General features: G+C 56.1%; 20 protein-coding genes and 2 pseudogenes. 11 read left to right on the forward strand and 11 right to left on the reverse strand.

Annotated elements, in window-relative coordinates; translation table 11 throughout:
* The 9 genes and pseudogenes from WFM46_RS11445 to WFM46_RS11485 all read right to left on the reverse strand — a co-directional run.
* Positions 1 to 111, reverse strand: a 111-nt coding sequence (locus WFM46_RS11445; protein WP_001677182.1) for an IS1 family transposase, incomplete at its 3' end; no start/stop codon positions are given.
* 563 nt (positions 112 to 674) lie between these two features.
* Positions 675 to 5,564: a DEAD/DEAH box helicase gene (locus WFM46_RS11450; protein WP_114388509.1), complete on the reverse strand. Its 4,890-nt coding sequence runs from the start codon at positions 5,562 to 5,564 to the stop codon at positions 675 to 677.
* Between the two features lie 112 nt (positions 5,565 to 5,676).
* Positions 5,677 to 5,829 (reverse strand): annotated as a pseudogene (locus tag WFM46_RS11455) (tRNA modification GTPase); the annotation flags it as partial.
* Positions 5,830 to 5,905: 76 nt separating this feature from the next.
* Positions 5,906 to 6,094, reverse strand: coding sequence for a hypothetical protein (locus WFM46_RS11460; protein ID WP_139157134.1), 189 nt, complete (start codon positions 6,092 to 6,094; stop codon positions 5,906 to 5,908).
* Positions 6,043 to 7,236 (reverse strand): hypothetical protein, encoded by a 1,194-nt coding sequence (locus WFM46_RS11465; protein WP_139157135.1) that lies wholly within the window; start codon positions 7,234 to 7,236, stop codon positions 6,043 to 6,045. Before WFM46_RS11465 ends, WFM46_RS11460 begins: the two co-directional genes overlap by 52 nt.
* A gap of 50 nt (positions 7,237 to 7,286) precedes the next feature.
* Positions 7,287 to 7,502, reverse strand: a complete 216-nt coding sequence (locus WFM46_RS11470) for a hypothetical protein (protein WP_139157136.1) — start codon at positions 7,500 to 7,502, stop codon at positions 7,287 to 7,289.
* 9 nt (positions 7,503 to 7,511) lie between these two features.
* On the reverse strand, positions 7,512 to 7,673 hold the full coding sequence (locus tag WFM46_RS11475) for a hypothetical protein (protein WP_168194530.1): 162 nt from the start codon (positions 7,671 to 7,673) through the stop codon (positions 7,512 to 7,514).
* 390 nt (positions 7,674 to 8,063) lie between these two features.
* Positions 8,064 to 8,288 (reverse strand): hypothetical protein, encoded by a 225-nt coding sequence (locus WFM46_RS11480; protein ID WP_114388512.1) that lies wholly within the window; start codon positions 8,286 to 8,288, stop codon positions 8,064 to 8,066.
* Positions 8,285 to 8,701 (reverse strand): hypothetical protein, encoded by a 417-nt coding sequence (locus WFM46_RS11485; protein ID WP_104677936.1) that lies wholly within the window; start codon positions 8,699 to 8,701, stop codon positions 8,285 to 8,287. The genes WFM46_RS11480 and WFM46_RS11485 overlap by 4 nt, the downstream gene beginning before the upstream one ends.
* A gap of 153 nt (positions 8,702 to 8,854) precedes the next feature.
* Here WFM46_RS11485 and WFM46_RS11490 point away from each other — a divergent pair, with 153 nt between their 5' ends.
* Together WFM46_RS11490 and WFM46_RS11495 are read left to right on the forward strand one after the other, a co-directional pair.
* Positions 8,855 to 9,733: a DHHA1 domain-containing protein gene (locus tag WFM46_RS11490; protein ID WP_114388513.1), complete on the forward strand. Its 879-nt coding sequence runs from the start codon at positions 8,855 to 8,857 to the stop codon at positions 9,731 to 9,733.
* Entirely contained in the window at positions 9,730 to 9,966 is a 237-nt protein-coding gene (locus tag WFM46_RS11495) for a hypothetical protein (protein ID WP_114388514.1), read from the forward strand. The genes WFM46_RS11490 and WFM46_RS11495 overlap by 4 nt, the downstream gene beginning before the upstream one ends.
* A gap of 195 nt (positions 9,967 to 10,161) precedes the next feature.
* Here WFM46_RS11495 and WFM46_RS11500 read toward each other — a convergent pair.
* Together WFM46_RS11500 and merR are read right to left on the reverse strand one after the other, a co-directional pair.
* A pseudogene (locus WFM46_RS11500) lies at positions 10,162 to 10,858 on the reverse strand (IS1-like element IS1A family transposase).
* A 156-nt stretch (positions 10,859 to 11,014) separates the two neighbouring features.
* Positions 11,015 to 11,470, reverse strand: coding sequence for an Hg(II)-responsive transcriptional regulator (gene merR / locus WFM46_RS11505; RefSeq protein WP_001166628.1), 456 nt, complete (start codon positions 11,468 to 11,470; stop codon positions 11,015 to 11,017).
* A 71-nt stretch (positions 11,471 to 11,541) separates the two neighbouring features.
* Here merR and merT point away from each other — a divergent pair, with 71 nt between their 5' ends.
* From merT to WFM46_RS11550, 9 genes are all read left to right on the forward strand, one after another.
* Positions 11,542 to 11,937 carry a mercuric ion transporter MerT gene (gene merT / locus WFM46_RS11510; protein WP_001294653.1) on the forward strand — a complete coding sequence of 132 codons (396 nt, stop codon included), beginning with the start codon at positions 11,542 to 11,544 and terminating at the stop codon, positions 11,935 to 11,937.
* 15 nt (positions 11,938 to 11,952) lie between these two features.
* Positions 11,953 to 12,228, forward strand: coding sequence for a mercury resistance system periplasmic binding protein MerP (gene merP / locus WFM46_RS11515; RefSeq protein WP_000732275.1), 276 nt, complete (start codon positions 11,953 to 11,955; stop codon positions 12,226 to 12,228).
* Positions 12,229 to 12,255: 27 nt separating this feature from the next.
* On the forward strand, positions 12,256 to 12,681 hold the full coding sequence (gene merC / locus WFM46_RS11520; protein WP_000522996.1) for an organomercurial transporter MerC: 426 nt from the start codon (positions 12,256 to 12,258) through the stop codon (positions 12,679 to 12,681).
* Between the two features lie 38 nt (positions 12,682 to 12,719).
* Entirely contained in the window at positions 12,720 to 14,405 is a 1,686-nt protein-coding gene (merA, locus tag WFM46_RS11525) for a mercury(II) reductase (RefSeq protein WP_336997654.1), read from the forward strand.
* A 17-nt stretch (positions 14,406 to 14,422) separates the two neighbouring features.
* A complete protein-coding gene (gene merD / locus WFM46_RS11530; protein WP_001277466.1) occupies positions 14,423 to 14,788 on the forward strand; it encodes a mercury resistance co-regulator MerD in 366 nt (121 codons plus the stop codon).
* A complete protein-coding gene (merE, locus tag WFM46_RS11535; RefSeq protein WP_001087807.1) occupies positions 14,785 to 15,021 on the forward strand; it encodes a broad-spectrum mercury transporter MerE in 237 nt (78 codons plus the stop codon). Before merD ends, merE begins: the two co-directional genes overlap by 4 nt.
* Positions 15,022 to 15,086: 65 nt before the next feature.
* Positions 15,087 to 15,299 (forward strand): DUF3330 domain-containing protein, encoded by a 213-nt coding sequence (locus WFM46_RS11540; protein WP_000993245.1) that lies wholly within the window; start codon positions 15,087 to 15,089, stop codon positions 15,297 to 15,299.
* Positions 15,300 to 15,474: 175 nt separating this feature from the next.
* On the forward strand, positions 15,475 to 16,035 hold the full coding sequence (locus tag WFM46_RS11545; RefSeq protein ID WP_001161490.1) for a recombinase family protein: 561 nt from the start codon (positions 15,475 to 15,477) through the stop codon (positions 16,033 to 16,035).
* Between the two features lie 3 nt (positions 16,036 to 16,038).
* Positions 16,039 to 19,005 carry a Tn3-like element TnAs1 family transposase gene (locus tag WFM46_RS11550; protein WP_336997655.1) on the forward strand — a complete coding sequence of 989 codons (2,967 nt, stop codon included), beginning with the start codon at positions 16,039 to 16,041 and terminating at the stop codon, positions 19,003 to 19,005.
* Positions 19,006 to 19,011: the final 6 nt, after the last annotated feature.

Below are 19,011 nucleotides of genomic sequence, written 5' to 3' on the forward strand. Positions count from 1 at the left end.
TTTACGGCAGTGAGAGCAGAGATAGCGCTGATGTCCGGCGGTGCTTTTGCCGTTACGCACCACCCCGTCAGTAGCTGAACAGGAGGGACAGCTGATAGAAACAGAAGCCACTGGAGCACCTCAAAAACACCATCATACACTAAATCAGTAAGTTGGCAGCATCACCCGAGTTTTTGGTGCATTCAAAGCTGTTCACCATGAACAGATCGACAATGTAACAGTTGAACAGCATGTAACACCTAATAGAACAGGTGAAACCAGTAAAACAAAGCAACTAGCACATGAAATTGAACACCTGAGACAACTTGTTACAGCTCAACAGTCACACATAGACAGCCTGAAACAGGCGATGCTGCTTATTGAATCAAAGCTGCCGACAACACGGGAGCCAGTGACGCCTCCCGTGGGGAAAAAATCATGGCAATTCTGGAAGAAATAGCGCTTTCAGCCGGCAAACCGGCTGAAGCCGGATCTGCGATTCTGATAACAAACTAGCAACACCAGAACAGCCCGTTTGCGGGCAGCAAAACCCGTACTTTTGGACGTTCCGGCGGGTTTTTGTGGCGAGTGGTGTTCGGGCGGTGCGCGCAAGATCGATTATGTTAAAAACGACAGGATTCATGAAAATTATCAGAATTGTGCAGGATGGGAAAACCATCCTGCACACCCATTGATTAGATATCTAATTTAGGGAGGTTATTGACAATTTTCTGAGTTTCCAGACTGACAGTGATAACTCGTAGGAACAGCTCTAATGGGTATCTAGGGTTATCCATTGTTTCTATTGCCCAGTCATTAGCATCGTTCACAATACCGCTATCTTTATGGGTAGAGACACCTTGCCGCTCCATCACCCATTCAAGCGCAGGTTTTCCATTCACAATGTAGTCATAGGCTTCAATTGGAATGTTTTTTATGCGAATTTTACTGTTATAAATGACCGTGTCTTTTTCACCTTTTTTGGCAAATTTCATCTTCTCAACATAGAAATCGTCTTTACTCAACTGTGAGTAACTCAAAGAACCTGTGTCGATATCAGCTTTGTAGGGTTCAACTGTTTCATATTTTAAATGCAATTCAGCCAACTCACGACCAAAATTGGAAAAAATCAAAAAGTCATCAAATTTTTTAACACATGGAATGCGAGGTAATTCCTTAGTTAAATTATCAGCATATCTAAACCGATACTCCTCTGAGTGCAAAAGACCATAAATATAATAAAAAATATCTTCTTTTTTTATTATATTAGCTCCAGAGTAAAAATCATTGAATAACTTCAGGCAGTCATCAGTTATCGCATCAAACCTTTCCACATCATCAGACAATTGTTTTTTACTATACAAGTACAATGGAAAGCATTGAGCACCAGCATCCATTGAATTTAAATCAAATATACAATTTGATATTATTGCTGAAAACCCTTTCTTACCACCAAGCCCCGTGATACAGATAATTACATTATCAGATTCATTACTCGGGAAGATCTGTGGCATTTGATAAACACAGTTATTGAAGTGTCTATTGAAGTACATATGTTGTTTTGTGAAAGGCCTGTATAGTGATACTCTGAAATCATCATTTGAAATATCATGATAATATCCCTTGGATACATCATTGAAAACTTCCCTTGTCCAACTCATTCTTTTTGAGTCTAATATAACAAAATCCTTTGGCTCATCAGTACCATTATATTTGCTATATCTTTCGACCTCTTCATTGTAGAAATGAATCATCCTTGATATATTTTTTTTAAGAGATGAAAGAGAATATTGATAGCACCAAGCATCTCTATTGGTTTTAACTCCATTGGAGTAGTTTTCAAAAACAAAAAAAGCACTTTTATTTTTTTTACTACCTAATTCAATAAAATCATTGAAGCTATCATCTCGCTGATTCAGCCAATCGTTGTAGGCATCTGGTGTGATTTTCTGCCAGCCATGCGTTTTCTCAATACCGTCAATACTGCCAAAATCGGAAATCGTCTCCAGCTTTTCTTCTTTTGTCAGGTAATCACCAATATCATGAAAATAAATCTGACCCGTCTGTGTTGCTACCGGATTTTTTACCAGAATAGCAATCACAATCGGCGTTCTTGTTCCCTGACCAAAAACGTTATCTTTTTCTTTGCGGCGAACCTCTCCTGACGTTCTAGCATTCCCTCTCAGATGGAAAAAATACAGGCTACTGAACTCTTCCGCCAGACACTTACGAAGTCCATCAGCCGAGTTAGAGTCGATATACCCGCCATTCGTGACAAATCCTATAACACCTTGTTCACCGATACGATCACTCGCCCAGCGTATTGCACGTATATATGAATCATAAAGCGAACTTTTCAATGTTGCAGTTGTGTATTTTGCATAGGTTAATTCAATTCTTTTATCTAGAAGAGGATATTTTACATTAGCATTATTATCATTCCCTACACTTTGGCCTGACGAGTAAGGAGGGTTACCGATAATCACCCGAATATCCAGAGCCTTCTGCCGTTTACGACGCTCACTGTTATCGACCAATACCGCACTGACCAGATCATCCTTCTCATACATTTCAAAGGTGTCAGTCAGACAAATCCCTTCAAACGGCGTGTACTCTGATTCTTCCGTGATGCCGTGATACACCGCCTCAATATTAATAGCGGCAATGTAATAGGCTAACAGGACGATTTCGTTGGCATGGATTTCATTTTTAAACTTGTAAGCCAGTTTATCTGACGGGATCAGACCACTTTGCAGCAGACGGGTGATAAACGTACCGGTGCCGGTGAACGGGTCAAGAATATGCACACCTTTGTCGGCGAGTGTTTGTCCGAACTCCTGTTTCAGCACGTCATTCACGCTGTGAATAATAAAATCAACCACCTCAACAGGCGTATACACAATGCCCAGACGCTCCGTCATTCTCGGGAACGCATTTCTGAAAAACTTATCGTACAACTGTACGATAATCTGCTGCTTACCTTCTGCGGTGGTAATGCCGTCCGCACGCATTTTTACCGACTCATAGAAGCTGTTCAGCGTGCTGGCTTCTTTTTCGAGATGATGCTCCTGCAACGTGTTAAGCACGTTCTGCATCGCCATACTCATCGGGTTATGGTCGGTAAAATTGTAATCCGCAAACAGGGCATCAAAAACCGGCTTGGTTATCAGGTGCTGAGCCAGCATTTCAATGATTTCATCATCGGAAACACTGTTATTCAGGTCATCACGCAGTTCATCTGCAAATGCCCTGAAGGCACTGATTTCTATTTTATTCCCCGGATTTTCGAGAATGCCGTGAATGCGGTCGATATGTGTGCGGGCAATTTTAGCAATATCGTTCGCCCAGTCTTCCCAGTGATGCCGGTTACCGCATTTTTTAACGATTTTTGCGTACAGGGCGCGCTCAATCTCACCAACGGAAAATTCAATATCAAACTGCTCAGGAGCGGGACTCACGGCTGAACCAATGCCACTGCTTTTACGCGCTTTTCCTGCTATCTCAGATTTTTTCGTCTGCCGTTTGGTTTTCTTCACCACTTTATCGGCTACCGCGATCACTTCCATTCTGCCGGTATCTTTACCGTTAAACTCCAGCTTGTTGATCATGGCATCAAAGCGGTCATCATGCGCCCTGAGTGCATTCAGCACCTGCCAGACAACACGGTAAGCCTGATTATTGTTCAACGCATTCTCCGGCTCTTCTCCGGCGGGAATGACAACCGGCAGAATGACGTAGCCCAGCTCCTTACCTTCAGCACGCCGCATCACACGTCCGACAGACTGCACCACATCCACCTGAGAGCTTCTCGGCGTTAAAAACAACACCGCATCCAGAGAAGGCACATCCACGCCTTCAGATAAACAACGGACGTTAGACAATATCCGGCAGACATTTTCATCCGTGTCCGCTTTCAGCCATTCAATTTTGGATTTTTTCTCAGTGGCATTCATGCTGCCGTCAACGTGCTTCACCTGACACTGAAGTTTTAATGATGGGTCAATCGCCTTATCCGGTGCGGTTTCCCTGAGAAGTTCGATCTCGGATGCCTGATAAGCCTCAACCACTGCTCCGAACATTTCCGTGATCAGTTTAGAACTGACCTTATGCGTCTTTCCGCGAAAGTCTTTTTCTATCACCTGACAGAACGCAACAGCCCGTTTCATCGCATCAGGGTGAACGCCATCTGCCCCCGCCAGTCCCTGCTTTGCCAGTGCTTTCCAGCAACCCACAATCTTTGCCGCATCATCGACTTTGAGCTGATTATTTTCATCCTTCAGCAGAGACTGAATGCGGCGGCTGACATGCTTTTCTTCCACGGCAAGCACAATAACTTTGTAATCACACAAAATGCCCAACTGGACGGCTTTAGAGAAGGTAATGACATACAAATCATCCCCATAAAGACTTTTGTCATCCATTGAGCATAGGGTAACTCCCTCAGTCTCTTTCGCATCATCTCCAAAAATTCGTGGGGTCGCGGTCATGTACAGGCGTTTTTGACCGGCAATATAGGCATTGTCGTGAATACGAACAAAGGCAGACTCATCATCCCCTTCAAAGGTGGCACCCGTTGTACGGTGGGCTTCATCACAAATGATGAAATCAAACGCAGGAAAACCCAGCTTTTGCGCCTGATGGATAACCTCAACAGAGTGGTAGGTAGAAAACACCACGTTCATATAAGGCGGCTTATCACTGCCGAAAATATCCGGCTGATTAAACGCTTTGACGAGGCTGTTCGCATTCGTGGTCGCCGGATATTTCAGGTCGCTGATACCAACAACGACATTGTCATCATGGTTTTTCTTACCCACATCACTGTCAGAGCAGACAGCAAAACAGCGCAGGTCTATCAGCGTATCCTGTGTCCATTCATCCAGCGTCTGACTCAACAATGCCAGACTGGGCACAAGGAACAGTACGGTTTTACCTCTTCCGGCAACGGCTTCAGCAATACGCAGAGAGGTGAAGGTTTTTCCTGTGCCGCACGCCATAATGAGCTTGCCCCGATCGGCAGTCGCCAGCCCTCTTTTAACGGCTTCAAGCGCGGGAGTCTGATGAGGCCGGAGTTGCTTTTTGGCTTTCATCACCGGCTTGTATGCCGGATCAAAATCGAATTGTGACCAGTCCAGTGCACTTTGTTCAAGGTCTGTCAGGCTTAACGCAGTGACAGGAACGGCCTTGTCACGCAGCATGTTTTTGGCTTCTTCCGTCCAGTTGTCCGTAGAGGCAACGATATAGCGAAGCGTAAAATACGTTTTATCGGAGGCAGCCAGAAAACTATCAATATCCTTTTTGGCGATTTTAGTCTGATTGTAGTTTTTGCACTGGATAGCATGAAACTCCCCCGTTTTGGTTACGGCGACCAAATCAATGCCATCATCTTTTTTCTTCGTGATCCCAACGGTTTCACCGTACTGAGAAACCCATCCGCCATAGCTCAGCACGTCACTGTACAGCTCGGCATATTTAGGTTCATGGAGGAAATACTGCACACAAAGGTTTTCAAAGGTTGTACCTTTGTCCCGCTGTGTTGGTGAAGCCTGTTCAATTTTTGTCAGCAATGCAGAAAGTGCATTCATCGTTGATATCCTTAATGTCCTTTATTTGCTGGGGTTATCAGATCCCCCCGACACGTTTAATTAATGCTTTCTCCGCCGGAGATCGACGCACAGCGTTCTGTGCTCTATGATGTTATTTCTTAATAATCATCCAGGTATTCTCTTTATCCCCTTTATCACCATACGTAGTGCGAGTGTCCACCTTAACGCAGGGCTTTCCGTCACAGCGCGATATGTCAGCCAGCGGGGCTTTCTTTTGCCAGACCGCTTCCATCCTCTGCATTTGGGGTTTGAGGAGTAACGGAACAGTAAACGCCGTTAAGAAGTCAATTTAAATAGCCATTAATATACTAATCAATAAATTACCCCTCTTCATTGAAAACTCTCAGCTCCCCCTTACTGACGGATTCCGGCACTGTAAATGAATAGCGGGACTCCTTGTATTTGATGCCCAGCATCTTGATAGCCACCATCACCAGCGACAGGTGCTCCGGATCTTTCATGGCAAGCCGGGCCATTTCGGCATCGGTCGCCAGCGCCTGGAAGCCCATCGAGAAGACCTCTGTTCTAGTTGTGCCCTCAATGCCCAGTTCGCCGTAGACCTTGCCCACATAACCGGTTCGGCGCGTTTATCGGTGTGCCGTAAGGCAGGTTGACAGTCGTGGCCAGTTTGTTGGTGACTTTCACTTTGCCGACGAGGGGTCCGGCCCGGTTCACGACGGGAGGACGGCAGATCGGGAAGGTCACTGGCGCGGGTGGTTCGACCCACGCCCAGGCGGCTGCTACGCGCGCGCTCAGGACCCGACTGGCGGCTCTTTCTGCGCGGGCCGGTTTCCCTGTCTGCAGTACGGCCAAACGGTCTCTTACCCCTGCCTTTGGTACCCTTCCGGCCCTTACGGCCACGCTTATCCCCCCTTTCACCGATCCAGTCCTTCACCTTGTCACCGACCACATCGGTCAGGCTGCGCGGCTTCGTTTTGGACGAATCAATCAGCGCGTCCAGACGGTCGATCACCTCGCTGTGCTGCTCTTTGCTCTGCGCATCCTCCTTACGGCGGATCGCGTCCAGGCGGGCGCTTTCGGTTTGCTCCTGGTTTTTCTTCTCCCCGATCCCGATGGTGCTGGCGGGCTTCGGTTCGGCGTTGGCCGCATTCGCTGGTGTGGCTGGTGGCGTGTCCGGCGTGGCATCACCCGCGCCCGGTTCGCTCCCGGCCTGTCCGCCAAACGGCCGCTTGAGCGCGCCCCATAGCTTCAGCGCCTTATCTTTGGCGTAGGCTTTAGCGCGCTTCGTACTGCTGATATCACGCTCGGAAAGCGCTTCCTTGACCTCATCCGCCATACCTTTGGCTTCTTTGGCGGCCATCCAGAAAGAACTTCCCACGGCCACGCCTGCAGTATCTGCCGCCTCGGTTCCGGCCAGTTGGTTTCCATCCTTGCCACCCAGCAGACCTACCGCCCGTTTCAGCAGTGACGATGAGCCACCAGCTGATGACTCCTCATCGTCGTCGCCGCGACTGGAGCTGCGGTTAAAGCGGCGGATCTCCACCTTGTTGGCAAAGCGGCCGTCATCACCCAAATAAAATCCGTTGGCGCGGTTGCCATTCCGTGGTGGTGAATCGGCGACAGTGCGTGCGGGTTTTGGTGTCGCGGGTGCAGCCTCATCGGTCAGGTGGAGTGCATCGGTCCTTGGCACATCGCCCCGTAAATCAGCAGCAATACACGGGACTCGTCACGCAGCTGAGCCTAGTCGATTTCATATACCGCCTTACCGTTGTCGCCCGGGTAATACAGACCGCCCATTGCCGTCAGCGCGCGGTAACGCTCCATGGCCAGCGCGAGAACCGGCCGATCGTCAGCTGTCTTGTCATCGAGGCGCACGCGGTAACCCAGACCGGTCATCAGCCCCGTCGGGTCCTCAATCATGATCGTGGCATCGAACGCGCCTGACGCGTTACGCACCGCCATAGCTTACAGACGCTCGCGGATCTTCACAATCGAGCCTGGTAGTGGTGTCAGGGCGATAACGTGAAGGGCGTTGGTGGTGAGCGTACCGGTCAGCATGACAGGTGCCTGCCGGGTGGCCAGTGAGACGGCCACTACGTTAATGGGCGCAGATGTTGATTGACTCAAAGTTTGCCCCTTAAAAAAAGAGCGCCCGAAGGCGCCTAAACCGTTACCGTTAATGAGTCGAAAATAGAACGGAATTACTACAACAGAGGTGACGGCTCCTATCGTCTTTCGGGCCGTCAAAATCAATGTTACACAACAAGGTTAGGATGTGTAAATTGCCAATAACCCCAGTTTGTGACACCGCGCACGCATGAAGGGCGGGGCGCCTCGCAGCCATGTCGGGCTGGTGGCCAGCGCCGCGAACCGAACACAACACGGAAAAAGCATTGTATTTGCTCGCGTCATCCTCTACGAATTCCTTGCTTCTTGATGCGGACCTGCTGCAAAGCAGGACACCGGCTCAATTACGACCCCCTGGCCTCGGCCGGGGGTTTTCGTTTCTACGGCCGGTTACGCCGTCTTATCAGCCTCACCACCCTGACGTTTCTTCGCCGCGCGGCTGCGTGATTTCCGCGGGACTTCTGTCGGTTTCTCCTCCGCATTATCTGCCTCCACGGGCGGCGCCGGTTGTGCCACTTCAGGCTCCACTACCGCCGGGTTCGGGTTACCTGCTGCGAGTGTAGCCATCCGCTGGGCGATAAATTGATGGCGGTCATAGTCCGCAATGTCCTTCATGCGACCCAGCGTAGCGTTGAGATTGCCGTTGCGGGACATATGGACACAGCCCAGCATCCCATCAGCATTTCATTCACTGGCGTCTGGTCAACACGGACTTCGCCGATCGAACGGGCGACGGCATCGAGCACAACTTCGAAGTGATCCGGGCTGAGACGGAAGATAGCCACCATCAGGCTGGAAATGGCGTTTGCTACACCAACAGAGAGGGGATCACGGCCGTGGGACTTGTCAGCCACCGCGTTATTGACGCAGTGCTGCAGGAAGTTGCCTGCCATCGCGCTGCGCAGGACCTCTGACGGGTCTGCCTCTTCCATGGCCTGGGCCGATTCTGGCAGTGGATTCGGGTCCTGTGGTGGCAATGGCTGCAGGTCGGTTTCAGCAATGACTTCTGGCTGAGTTAATTCTTGCATGATTATTCCTTTCGGGGCTGGGTTATTTACACTACACAATTATGATCTGCGTCTTAGGATGTTATTGTGCAGCATATCTGTCTGTAAGTCCTGAGCAAGGGGCCTTTTGTCTTTAAGCGTTAATGGCCACCAGCTCATACACTCGGAGAGCGCATGATCCTGACCCAACCGAAAAAGACCGCTGTGCTGTACCACAACGACGCCGACGGCTTCGCGTCAGCCCTTGCCGCCTGGCTTAGATACGGCGAGGAGGCCCATTACATCCCGGTTCGCTACGGTGAGCCGGTACCGCCGCTGCCGAACGGTACCCTCGAGGTATTCATCCTCGATTTCAGCTACAACCGCAAGACGTGTGACCATCTGGCCAGCAAGTACCTCCTGCAGGTGATCGATCACCACCAGACCGCGCGTGACGAACTGGCCGGGGCCGTGTATGCCATCTTCGACATGAGTCGCGCCGGTTGTGAGCTCGCCTGGGCGTTTTTCCACCCGGATAAGCCGCTGCCGGACCTGCTGGCCTACGTCGCCGATCGGGATTTGTGGAAATGGGCGCTGCCGAACTCGCAGGAGGTCAACGCCTGGGTGGCCATCCTGCCGCCGACCTTCGAACGCTGGGCGGAGGTGCTGCGCGACGGCATCGGTGAGCGGGAAATGACGATGGGCTCGGCGTTGCTGGCCAACCAGGAGCGCCAGCTGCACGCCCTGGCCCGACAGGCCCGGTTTACCATCTTGTTCGGCAAACCGGCCGCCGTGGTGAACAGTGCGCTGCTGCATTCCGAGCTGGGCCACCTGCTGGCCACTATGCACCCGCAGCTGGCGCTGGTGGCGGTGTATAACGATCTGCCGGACGGCTCGCGTAAGTATTCCCTGCGTACCCACCGTGACAACCTCGATGTGAGCGCGCTGGCGCGCCAGTTCGGAGGCGGTGGCCATCGCCGGGCAGCGGGCTTCGTCCTGCCAGCTAACCTGGAGCAGCGGCTCGGCGGCGAACTGGCCACGAACCTGCAGGCGGCAAAAGGAGTCGAATCATGATCGGCTGGCTGAAGGAAAGGATCAAATGGTGGGTAGACGGTAAAGAAATGGCGGAGCTCAACCGCTGGCGCTTCCAGCATAACTATTACCGCTTGTGCCTGTATGACATTCAGCCGATACGCGAAACGCTGGAAAGCCTGCAGGCCCGGGTAAACATGAAGTCCGTAGACTTCGGCCCTGGGCCTTATGGTGTAGACGGTATCCGGGCTCGCTGGCAGGCAACCCGTAAATAAATACGAAATAATATAATTGCATTACAAATAAGTCTTACTTGTAACTATTATTGCGAGTAAGACTTTAATTATGCCGCCGTCTGCTGGCGATGGTAATAGCTATGCGTAATAACATCCGTATCTGCTTAATAACTTCTCTTTTAACGCTCTCTACGTTGAATAGTCATGCCTTCGATATTGGGTAATGACTCCAACTTATTGATAGTGTTTTATGTTCAGATAATGCCCGATGACTTTGTCATGCAGCTCCACCGATTTTGAGAACGACAGCGACTTCCGTCCCAGCCGTGCCAGGTGCTGCCTCAGATTCAGGTTATGCCGCTCAATTCGCTGCGTATATCGCTTGCTGATTACGTGCAGCTTTCCCTTCAGGCGGGATTCATACAGCGGCCAGCCATCCGTCATCCATATCACCACGTCAAAGGGTGACAGCAGGCTCATAAGACGCCCAGCGTCGCCATAGTGCGTTCACCGAATACGTGCGCAACAACCGTCTTCCGGAGCCTGTCATACGCGTAAAACAGCCAGCGCTGGCGCGATTTAGCCCCGACATAGCCCCACTGTTCGTCCATTTCCGCGCAGACGATGACGTCACTGCCCGGCTGTATGCGCGAGGTTACCGACTGCGGCCTGAGTTTTTTAAGTGACGTAAAATCGTGTTGAGGCCAACGCCCATAATGCGGGCGGTTGCCCGGCATCCAACGCCATTCATGGCCATATCAATGATTTTCTGGTGCGTACCGGGTTGAGAAGCGGTGTAAGTGAACTGCAGTTGCCATGTTTTACGGCAGTGAGAGCAGAGATAGCGCTGATGTCCGGCGGTGCTTTTGCCGTTACGCACCACCCCGTCAGTAGCTGAACAGGAGGGACAGCTGATAGAAACAGAAGCCACAGGAGCACCTCAAAAATACCATCATACACTAAATCAGTAAGTTGGCAGCATCACCGAAGGCAGGATAGATTTGTTAATCGCGATCGGAGATCATCAGTCACAACAGAGCTCCCTGCGTTATGAGGGGTCGTCTCAGAATTCGGAAAATAAAGCACGCTAAGGCGTAGTCACCCCGTGACTCCCCCGCGCCGATGCAGCGAGCTTCGTTCCGTCTTGCAGTGACGCAATCAGCGGGCAGGAAACGTTCCCTTTCCGCGCATGGCAGGCGCACACCAGTTCAGACAGCACGGCCTCCATGCGTGCCAAGTCGGCCATCTTCTCGCGCACATCCTTGAGCTTGTGCTCGGCCAGGCCGCTGGCTTCCTCGCAATGGGTGCCATCCTCCAGCCGCAGTAGCTCGGCGATTTCGTCCAGGCTAAAGCCCAGCCGCTGGGCCGATTTCACGAACCGCACTCGTGTTACATCCGCCTCGCCATAGCGGCGAATGCTGCCATAGGGCTTGTCTGGCTCCGGCAGCAGGCCCTTGCGCTGGTAGAACCGGATGGTCTCCACATTGACCCCGGCCGCCTTGGCAAAAACGCCAATGGTCAGATTCTCAAAATTAATTTGCATATCGCTTGACTCCGTACATAACTACGGAAGTAAGCTTAAGCTATCCAAACCAAATTTGAAAGGACAAGCGTATGTCTGAACCACAAAAGTCTGAACCACAAAAGTCTGAACCACAAAAGTCTGAACCACAAAACGGGCGCGGCGCGCTCTTCGCCGGTGGGCTGGCCGCCATTCTTGCGTCGGCCTGCTGCCTGGGGCCGCTGGTTTTGATCGCCTTGGGGTTCAGCGGGGCATGGATCGGCAACCTGACGGTGCTGGAACCCTATCGCCCGATCTTCATCGGCGCAGCGCTGGTCGCGCTGTTTTTCGCCTGGCGGCGCATCTACCGCCCGGCGCAAGCCTGCAAACCGGGTGAGGTCTGCGCGATTCCCCAAGTGCGAGCTACTTACAAGCTCATTTTCTGGATCGTGGCCGCGCTGGTCCTGGTCTCGCTCGGATTTCCCTACGTCATGCCATTTTTCTATTAATCACAGGAGTTCATCATGAAAAAACTGTTTGCCGCCCTCGCCCTCGCTGCCGTTGTTGCCCCCGTGTGGGCCGCCACCCAGACCGTCACGCTGTCCGTGCCTGGCATGACCTGCGCCTCTTGCCCGATCACTGTCAAGCACGCGCTTTCCAAGGTTGAGGGCGTGAGCAAGACCGACGTAAGTTTCGACAAGCGCCAGGCCGTCGTCACCTTCGACGATGCCAAGACCAACGTCCAGAAGTTGACCAAGGCGACCGAGGACGCGGGCTATCCGTCCAGCCTCAAACGCTGATCCGTTAACCGAACTCGGGAGCGACACATGGGACTCATCACGCGCATCGCTGGCAAAACCGGCGCGCTCGGCAGCGTCGTTTCCGCGATGGGCTGCGCCGCCTGTTTTCCTGCCATCGCCAGCTTTGGCGCGGCCATCGGACTGGGCTTCTTGAGCCAGTACGAGGGGCTATTCATTGGCATCCTGCTGCCGATGTTCGCCGGCATCGCGTTACTCGCCAATGCTATCGCTTGGCTCAATCATCGACAGTGGCGACGCACGGCGCTCGGCACGATAGGCCCGATCTTGGTGCTGGCAGCGGTGTTTTTAATGCGGGCTTACGGCTGGCAGAGCGGTGGACTGCTCTATGTCGGCCTGGCCTTGATGGTTGGGGTGTCGGTCTGGGATTTCATCTCGCCAGCACATCGCCGCTGCGGGCCGGACAGCTGTGAATTGCCAGAACAACGTGGCTGACGGCAACAGCCGTAGCCACCACAGAAAAGGAAAAATACATGACCACCCTGAAAATCACCGGGATGACCTGCGACTCGTGCGCGGCTCACGTCAAGGAAGCCTTGGAGAAAGTGCCCGGCGTGCAATCGGCGCTGGTGTCCTATCCGAAGGGCACAGCGCAACTCGCCATTGAGGCGGGCACGTCATCGGATGCGCTGACTACCGCCGTGGCCGGACTGGGCTACGAGGCAACGCTTGCCGATGCGCCACCGACGGACAACCGCGCCGGCCTGCTCGACAAGATGCGCGGCTGGATAGGGGCCGCTGATAAGCCCAGTGGCAACGAACGCCCGTTGCAGGTCGTCGTCATTGGTAGCGGTGGAGCCGCGATGGCGGCAGCACTGAAGGCCGTCGAGCAAGGCGCGCAGGTCACGCTGATTGAGCGCGGCACCATCGGCGGCACCTGCGTCAACGTCGGTTGTGTGCCGTCCAAGATCATGATCCGCGCCGCCCACATCGCCCATCTGCGCCGGGAAAGCCCATTCGTCGGCGGCATGCCACCCACACCGCCGACGATCTTGCGCGAGCGGCTGCTGGCCCAGCAGCAGGCCCGTGTCGAAGAACTCCGTCATGCCAAGTACGAAGGCATCCTGGACGGCAATTCAGCCATCACCGTTCTGCACGGTGAAGCGCGTTTCAAGGACGACCAGAGCCTTATCGTTAGTTTGAACGAGGGTGGCGAGCGCGTCGTGATGTTCGACCGCTGCCTGGTCGCCACGGGTGCCAGCCCGGCGGTCCCGCCGATTCCGGGCTTGAAAGAGTCACCCTACTGGACTTCCACCGAGGCCCTGGCGAGCGACACCATTCCCGAACGCCTTGCCGTAATCGGCTCGTCGGTGGTGGCGCTGGAGCTGGCGCAAGCCTTTGCCCGGCTGGGCAGCAAGGTCACGGCCCTGGCGCGCAATACCTTGTTCTTCCGTGAAGACCCGGCCATCGGCGAGGCGGTGACAGCCGCTTTCCGTGCCGAGGGCATCGAGGTGCTGGAGCACACGCAAGCCAGCCAGGTCGCCCATATGGACGGTGAATTCGTGCTGACCACCACGCACGGTGAATTGCGCGCCGACAAGCTGCTGGTCGCCACCGGCCGGACACCGAACACGCGCAGCCTGGCATTGGAAGCGGCGGGGGTAGCCGTCAATGCGCAGGGGGCCATCGTCATCGACAAGGGCATGCGCACCAGTAGCCCGAACATCTACGCGGCCGGCGACTGCACCGACCAGCCGCAGTTCGTCTATGTGGCGGCAGCGGCCGGCACTCGTGCGGCGATCAACATGACTGGCGGCGATGCGGCCCTGGACCTGACCGCAATGCCGGCCGTGGTGTTCACCGACCCGCAGGTCGCCACCGTGGGCTACAGCGAGGCGGAAGCACATCACGACGGGATCGAGACCGACAGTCGCCTGCTAACACTGGATAACGTGCCGCGTGCGCTTGCCAACTTCGACACACGCGGCTTCATCAAGCTGGTCATCGAGGAAGGTAGCGGACGGCTCATCGGCGTGCAAGCGGTGGCCCCGGAAGCGGGTGAACTGATCCAGACGGCGGTGCTCGCCATTCGCAACCGTATGACCGTGCAGGAACTGGCCGACCAATTGTTCCCCTACCTGACCATGGTCGAAGGGCTGAAGCTCGCGGCGCAGACCTTCAGCAAGGACGTGAAGCAGCTTTCGTGCTGCGCCGGATGAGGAAAAGGAGGTGTTCAATGAGCGCCTACACAGTGTCCCGGCTGGCCCTTGATGCCGGGGTGAGCGTGCATATCGTGCGCGACTACCTGCTGCGCGGATTGCTACGGCCGGTCGCGTACACCACGGGCGGCTACGGCTTGTTCGATGACACCGCGTTGCAACGGCTGCGCTTTGTACGGGCTGCCTTCGAAGCGGGTATCGGCCTGGACGCACTGGCGCGGCTGTGCCGGGCGCTGGATGCTGCGGACGGTGACGGTGCGTCTGCGCAGCTTGCCGTGTTGCGGCAACTCGTCGAGCGTCGGCGCGAGGCCCTGGCCAGCCTCGAAATGCAACTGGCCGCCATGCCAACCGAACCGGCACAGCACGCGGAGAGTCTGCCATGAACAGCCCAGAGCACTTGCCGTCTGAGACGCACAAACCGATCACCGGCTACTTGTGGGGCGCGCTGGCCGTGCTCACCTGTCCCTGCCATTTGCCGATTCTCGCCATTGTGCTAGCCGGCACGACGGCCGGCGCGTTCATCGGGGAGCACTGGGGTATTGCAGCCCTCACGCTGACCGGCTTGTTTGTCCTGTCTGTGACGCGGCTGCTGCGGGCCTTCAAGGGAAGATCATGACCGCTTCCCAGCCAGCCGAGAGTGGGCAGCTTTGAGCTTCGCTACCAATCTGGAGGAGTACCACCATGAACGCAAACGCCCCGAACACTGCCAGTTGCACCACCTGCTGCGTATGCTGCAAAGAAATTCCGCTCGATGCCGCCTTCACCCCGGAAGGCGCGGAATACGTCGAACATTTCTGCGGGCTGGATTGCTATGAACGCTTCCAGGCACGCGCCAAGGCCGCGACAGAATCTGACATTGCGCCTGTCCCTGGCGGTTCGCAGCCGTCAGATTGAGGCATACCCTAACTTGATGTCAGGCAGGGCCGCGCCGCTTCGTCAGAATAGAGTCTGCTTTCCCATTTTTTGACACATGCCCGCGAAGGTTATAGATTTCAGCCTGACAGAAATGGGCTTTGAGGCACAACGGAACAGAAAGTGCACTTAAGCCGCCTTCAACCAAGGAGACATCGTGCAGGGGCACCGCATCGGCTACGTCCGGGTCAGCAGCTTTGACCAGAACCCGGAACGCCAGCTGGAACAAACCCAGGTGAGCAAGGTGTTCACCGACAAGGCATCGGGCAAGGACACCCAGCGCCCCCAGCTCGAAGCGCTGCTGAGCTTCGTCCGCGAAGGCGATACAGTGGTGGTGCACAGCATGGATCGGCTGGCCCGCAACCTCGATGACCTGCGTCGCTTGGTACAGAAGCTGACTCAGCGCGGCGTGCGCATCGAGTTCCTGAAGGAGGGCCTGGTGTTCACTGGCGAGGACTCGCCGATGGCCAACCTGATGCTGTCGGTGATGGGGGCCTTCGCTGAGTTCGAGCGCGCCCTGATCCGCGAGCGGCAGCGTGAGGGCATCGCCTTGGCCAAGCAGCGTGGCGCGTACCGGGGCCGCAAGAAAGCCCTGTCCGATGAGCAGGCTGCTACCCTGCGGCAGCGAGCGACGGCCGGCGAGCCCAAGGCGCAGCTTGCCCGCGAGTTCAACATCAGCCGGGAAACCCTCTACCAGTACCTCCGCACGGACGACTGACACATGCCGCGTCGCTTGATCCTCTCGGCCACGGAGCGGGACACCCTGCTTGCGCTGCCGGAAAGCCAGGATGACCTGATCCGCTACTACACCTTCAACGACTCCGACCTGTCGCTGATCCGCCAGCGACGCGGCGACGCCAACCGCCTCGGCTTCGCCGTGCAGCTCTGCCTGCTGCGCTACCCCGGTTACGCGCTGGGAACCGACAGCGAGCTGCCCGAGCCGGTCATCCTGTGGGTGGCGAAGCAAGTCCAGGCCGAGCCGGCGAGCTGGGCAAAGTACGGCGAGCGCGACGTGACCCGTCCCGAGCATGCCCAGGAACTGCGCACCTACCTGCAACTGGCCCCGTTCGGCCTGTCCGACTTCCGCGCCCTGGTGCGCGAGCTAACCGAGCTGGCCCAGCAGACCGACAAAGGCTTGCTGCTGGCCGGTCAGGCCCTGGAGAGCCTACGGCAGAAACGACGCATCCTGCCGGCGCTGAGCGTGATTGACCGGGCCTGCTCGGAAGCCATTGCGCGAGCCAATCGGCGGGTCTACCGCGCCCTGGTCGAACCACTCACGGACTCGCATCGGGCCAAGCTGGACGAGCTGTTGAAGCTCAAGGCCGGCAGCAGCATCACCTGGTTGACCTGGCTGCGCCAGGCACCGCTGAAACCCAACTCTCGGCACATGCTGGAACACATCGAGCGGCTGAAGACATTTCAGTTGGTGGACTTGCCCGAAGGCCTGGGCCGGCACATCCACCAGAACCGCCTGCTCAAGCTGGCCCGCGAGGGTGGGCAGATGACGCCCAAAGACCTCGGTAAGTTCGAGCCGCAGCGCCGCTACGCGACCCTGGCCGCCGTGGTGCTGGAGAGCACCGCGACCGTGATCGATGAGCTGGTCGATCTGCATGACCGCATCCTGGTCAAGCTGTTCAGCGGCGCGAAGCACAAGCATCAGCAGCAGTTCCAGAAGCAGGGCAAGGCGATCAACGACAAGGTGCGCCTGTACTCCAGGATCGGCCAGGCGCTGCTGGAAGCGAAGGAAAGCGGCAGCGACCCCTATGCCGCCATCGAGGCGGTGATTCCCTGGGACGAGTTCACCGAGAGCGTCAGCGAGGCCGAGCTGCTGGCCCGGCCGGAAGGCTTCGACCACCTGCACCTGGTCGGCGAGAACTTCGCCACCCTGCGCCGTTACACGCCGGCCTTGCTGGAGGTGCTGGAACTGCGCGCCGCGCCGGCCGCGCAAGGCGTGCTGGCAGCCGTGCAGACCCTGCGTGAGATGAACGCCGACAACCTGCGCAAGGTGCCGGCCGATGCACCCACGGCCTTCATCAAGCCGCGCTGGAAGCCGCTGGTGATCACCCCGGAAGGCCTCGACCGGAAATTCTACGAAATCTGCGCCCTGTCCGAGCTGAAGAACGCCCTGCGCTCCGGCGACATCTGGGTCAAGGGCTCGCGGCAGTTCCGCGACTTCGACGACTACCTGCTGCCGGCCGAGAAGTTCGCCGCACTCAAGCGCGAGCAGGCCCTGCCCCTGGCGATCAACCCGAACAGCGACCAGTACCTGGAAGAGCGTTTGCAGCTGCTGGACGAGCAGTTGGCCACCGTCACCCGCCTGGCCAAGGACAACGAGCTGCCCGATGCCATCCTCACCGAGTCAGGGCTGAAAATCACCCCGCTGGATGCGGCGGTGCCGGATCGGGCGCAGGCGCTGATCGACCAAACCAGCCAGTTACTGCCGCGCATCAAGATCACCGAACTGCTGATGGACGTGGACGACTGGACGGGCTTCAGCCGCCACTTCACCCACTTGAAGGACGGGGCCGAGGCCAAAGACAGGACGTTGCTGCTGTCCGCAATCCTCGGTGATGCGATCAACCTCGGGCTGACCAAGATGGCCGAGTCGAGCCCCGGCCTGACCTACGCCAAGCTGTCCTGGCTGCAAGCCTGGCACATCCGCGACGAAACCTATTCGGCGGCCTTGGCCGAGCTGGTCAACCACCAGTATCGCCACGCCTTTGCCGCCCACTGGGGCGACGGCACGACCTCATCCTCCGATGGCCAGCGCTTCCGCGCGGGTGGCCGGGGCGAGAGCACCGGGCACGTCAACCCGAAGTACGGTAGCGAGCCGGGACGGCTGTTCTATACCCATATCTCCGACCAGTACGCGCCGTTCAGCACCCGCGTGGTGAATGTCGGCGTCCGCGATTCCACCTATGTGCTCGACGGCCTGCTGTACCACGAGTCCGACCTGCGGATCGAGGAGCACTACACCGACACGGCCGGCTTCACCGATCACGTCTTTGCCCTGATGCACCTGCTAGGCTTCCGCTTCGCGCCGCGCATCCGCGACCTCGGCGAAACCAAGCTGTACGTGCCGCAGGGCGTGCAAGCCTACCCGACGTTGCGCCCGCTGATCGGCGGCACCCTGAACATCAAGCACGTGCGTGCCCACTGGGACGACATCCTGCGCCTGGCCAGCTCGATCAAGCAGGGCACCGTCACCGCCTCGCTGATGCTGCGCAAGCTCGGCAGCTACCCGCGCCAGAACGGACTGGCCGTGGCCCTGCGCGAGCTGGGCCGGATCGAGCGCACGCTGTTCATCCTGGACTGGCTGCAAAGTGTTGAACTGCGCCGCCGCGTGCATGCCGGCCTGAACAAAGGTGAGGCGCGCAACTCGCTGGCCAGGGCGGTGTTCTTCAACCGCCTTGGGGAAATCAGGGATCGGAGCTTCGAGCAGCAGCGCTACCGGGCCAGCGGCCTCAACCTGGTGACGGCGGCTATCGTGCTGTGGAACACGGTGTACCTGGAACGCGCCACCCAGGGGTTGGTCGAGGCCGGCAAGCCGGTGGACGGCGAGCTGCTGCAATTCCTGTCGCCGCTGGGCTGGGAGCACATCAACCTAACCGGCGATTACGTCTGGCGGCAGAGCCGCAGACTGGAAGACGGGAAGTTTCGGCCCTTACGGATGCCCGGAAAACCTTAGCGTACG

Source organism: Leclercia sp. M50, from assembly GCF_037150775.1.
GTDB lineage: Bacteria > Pseudomonadota > Gammaproteobacteria > Enterobacterales > Enterobacteriaceae > Enterobacter.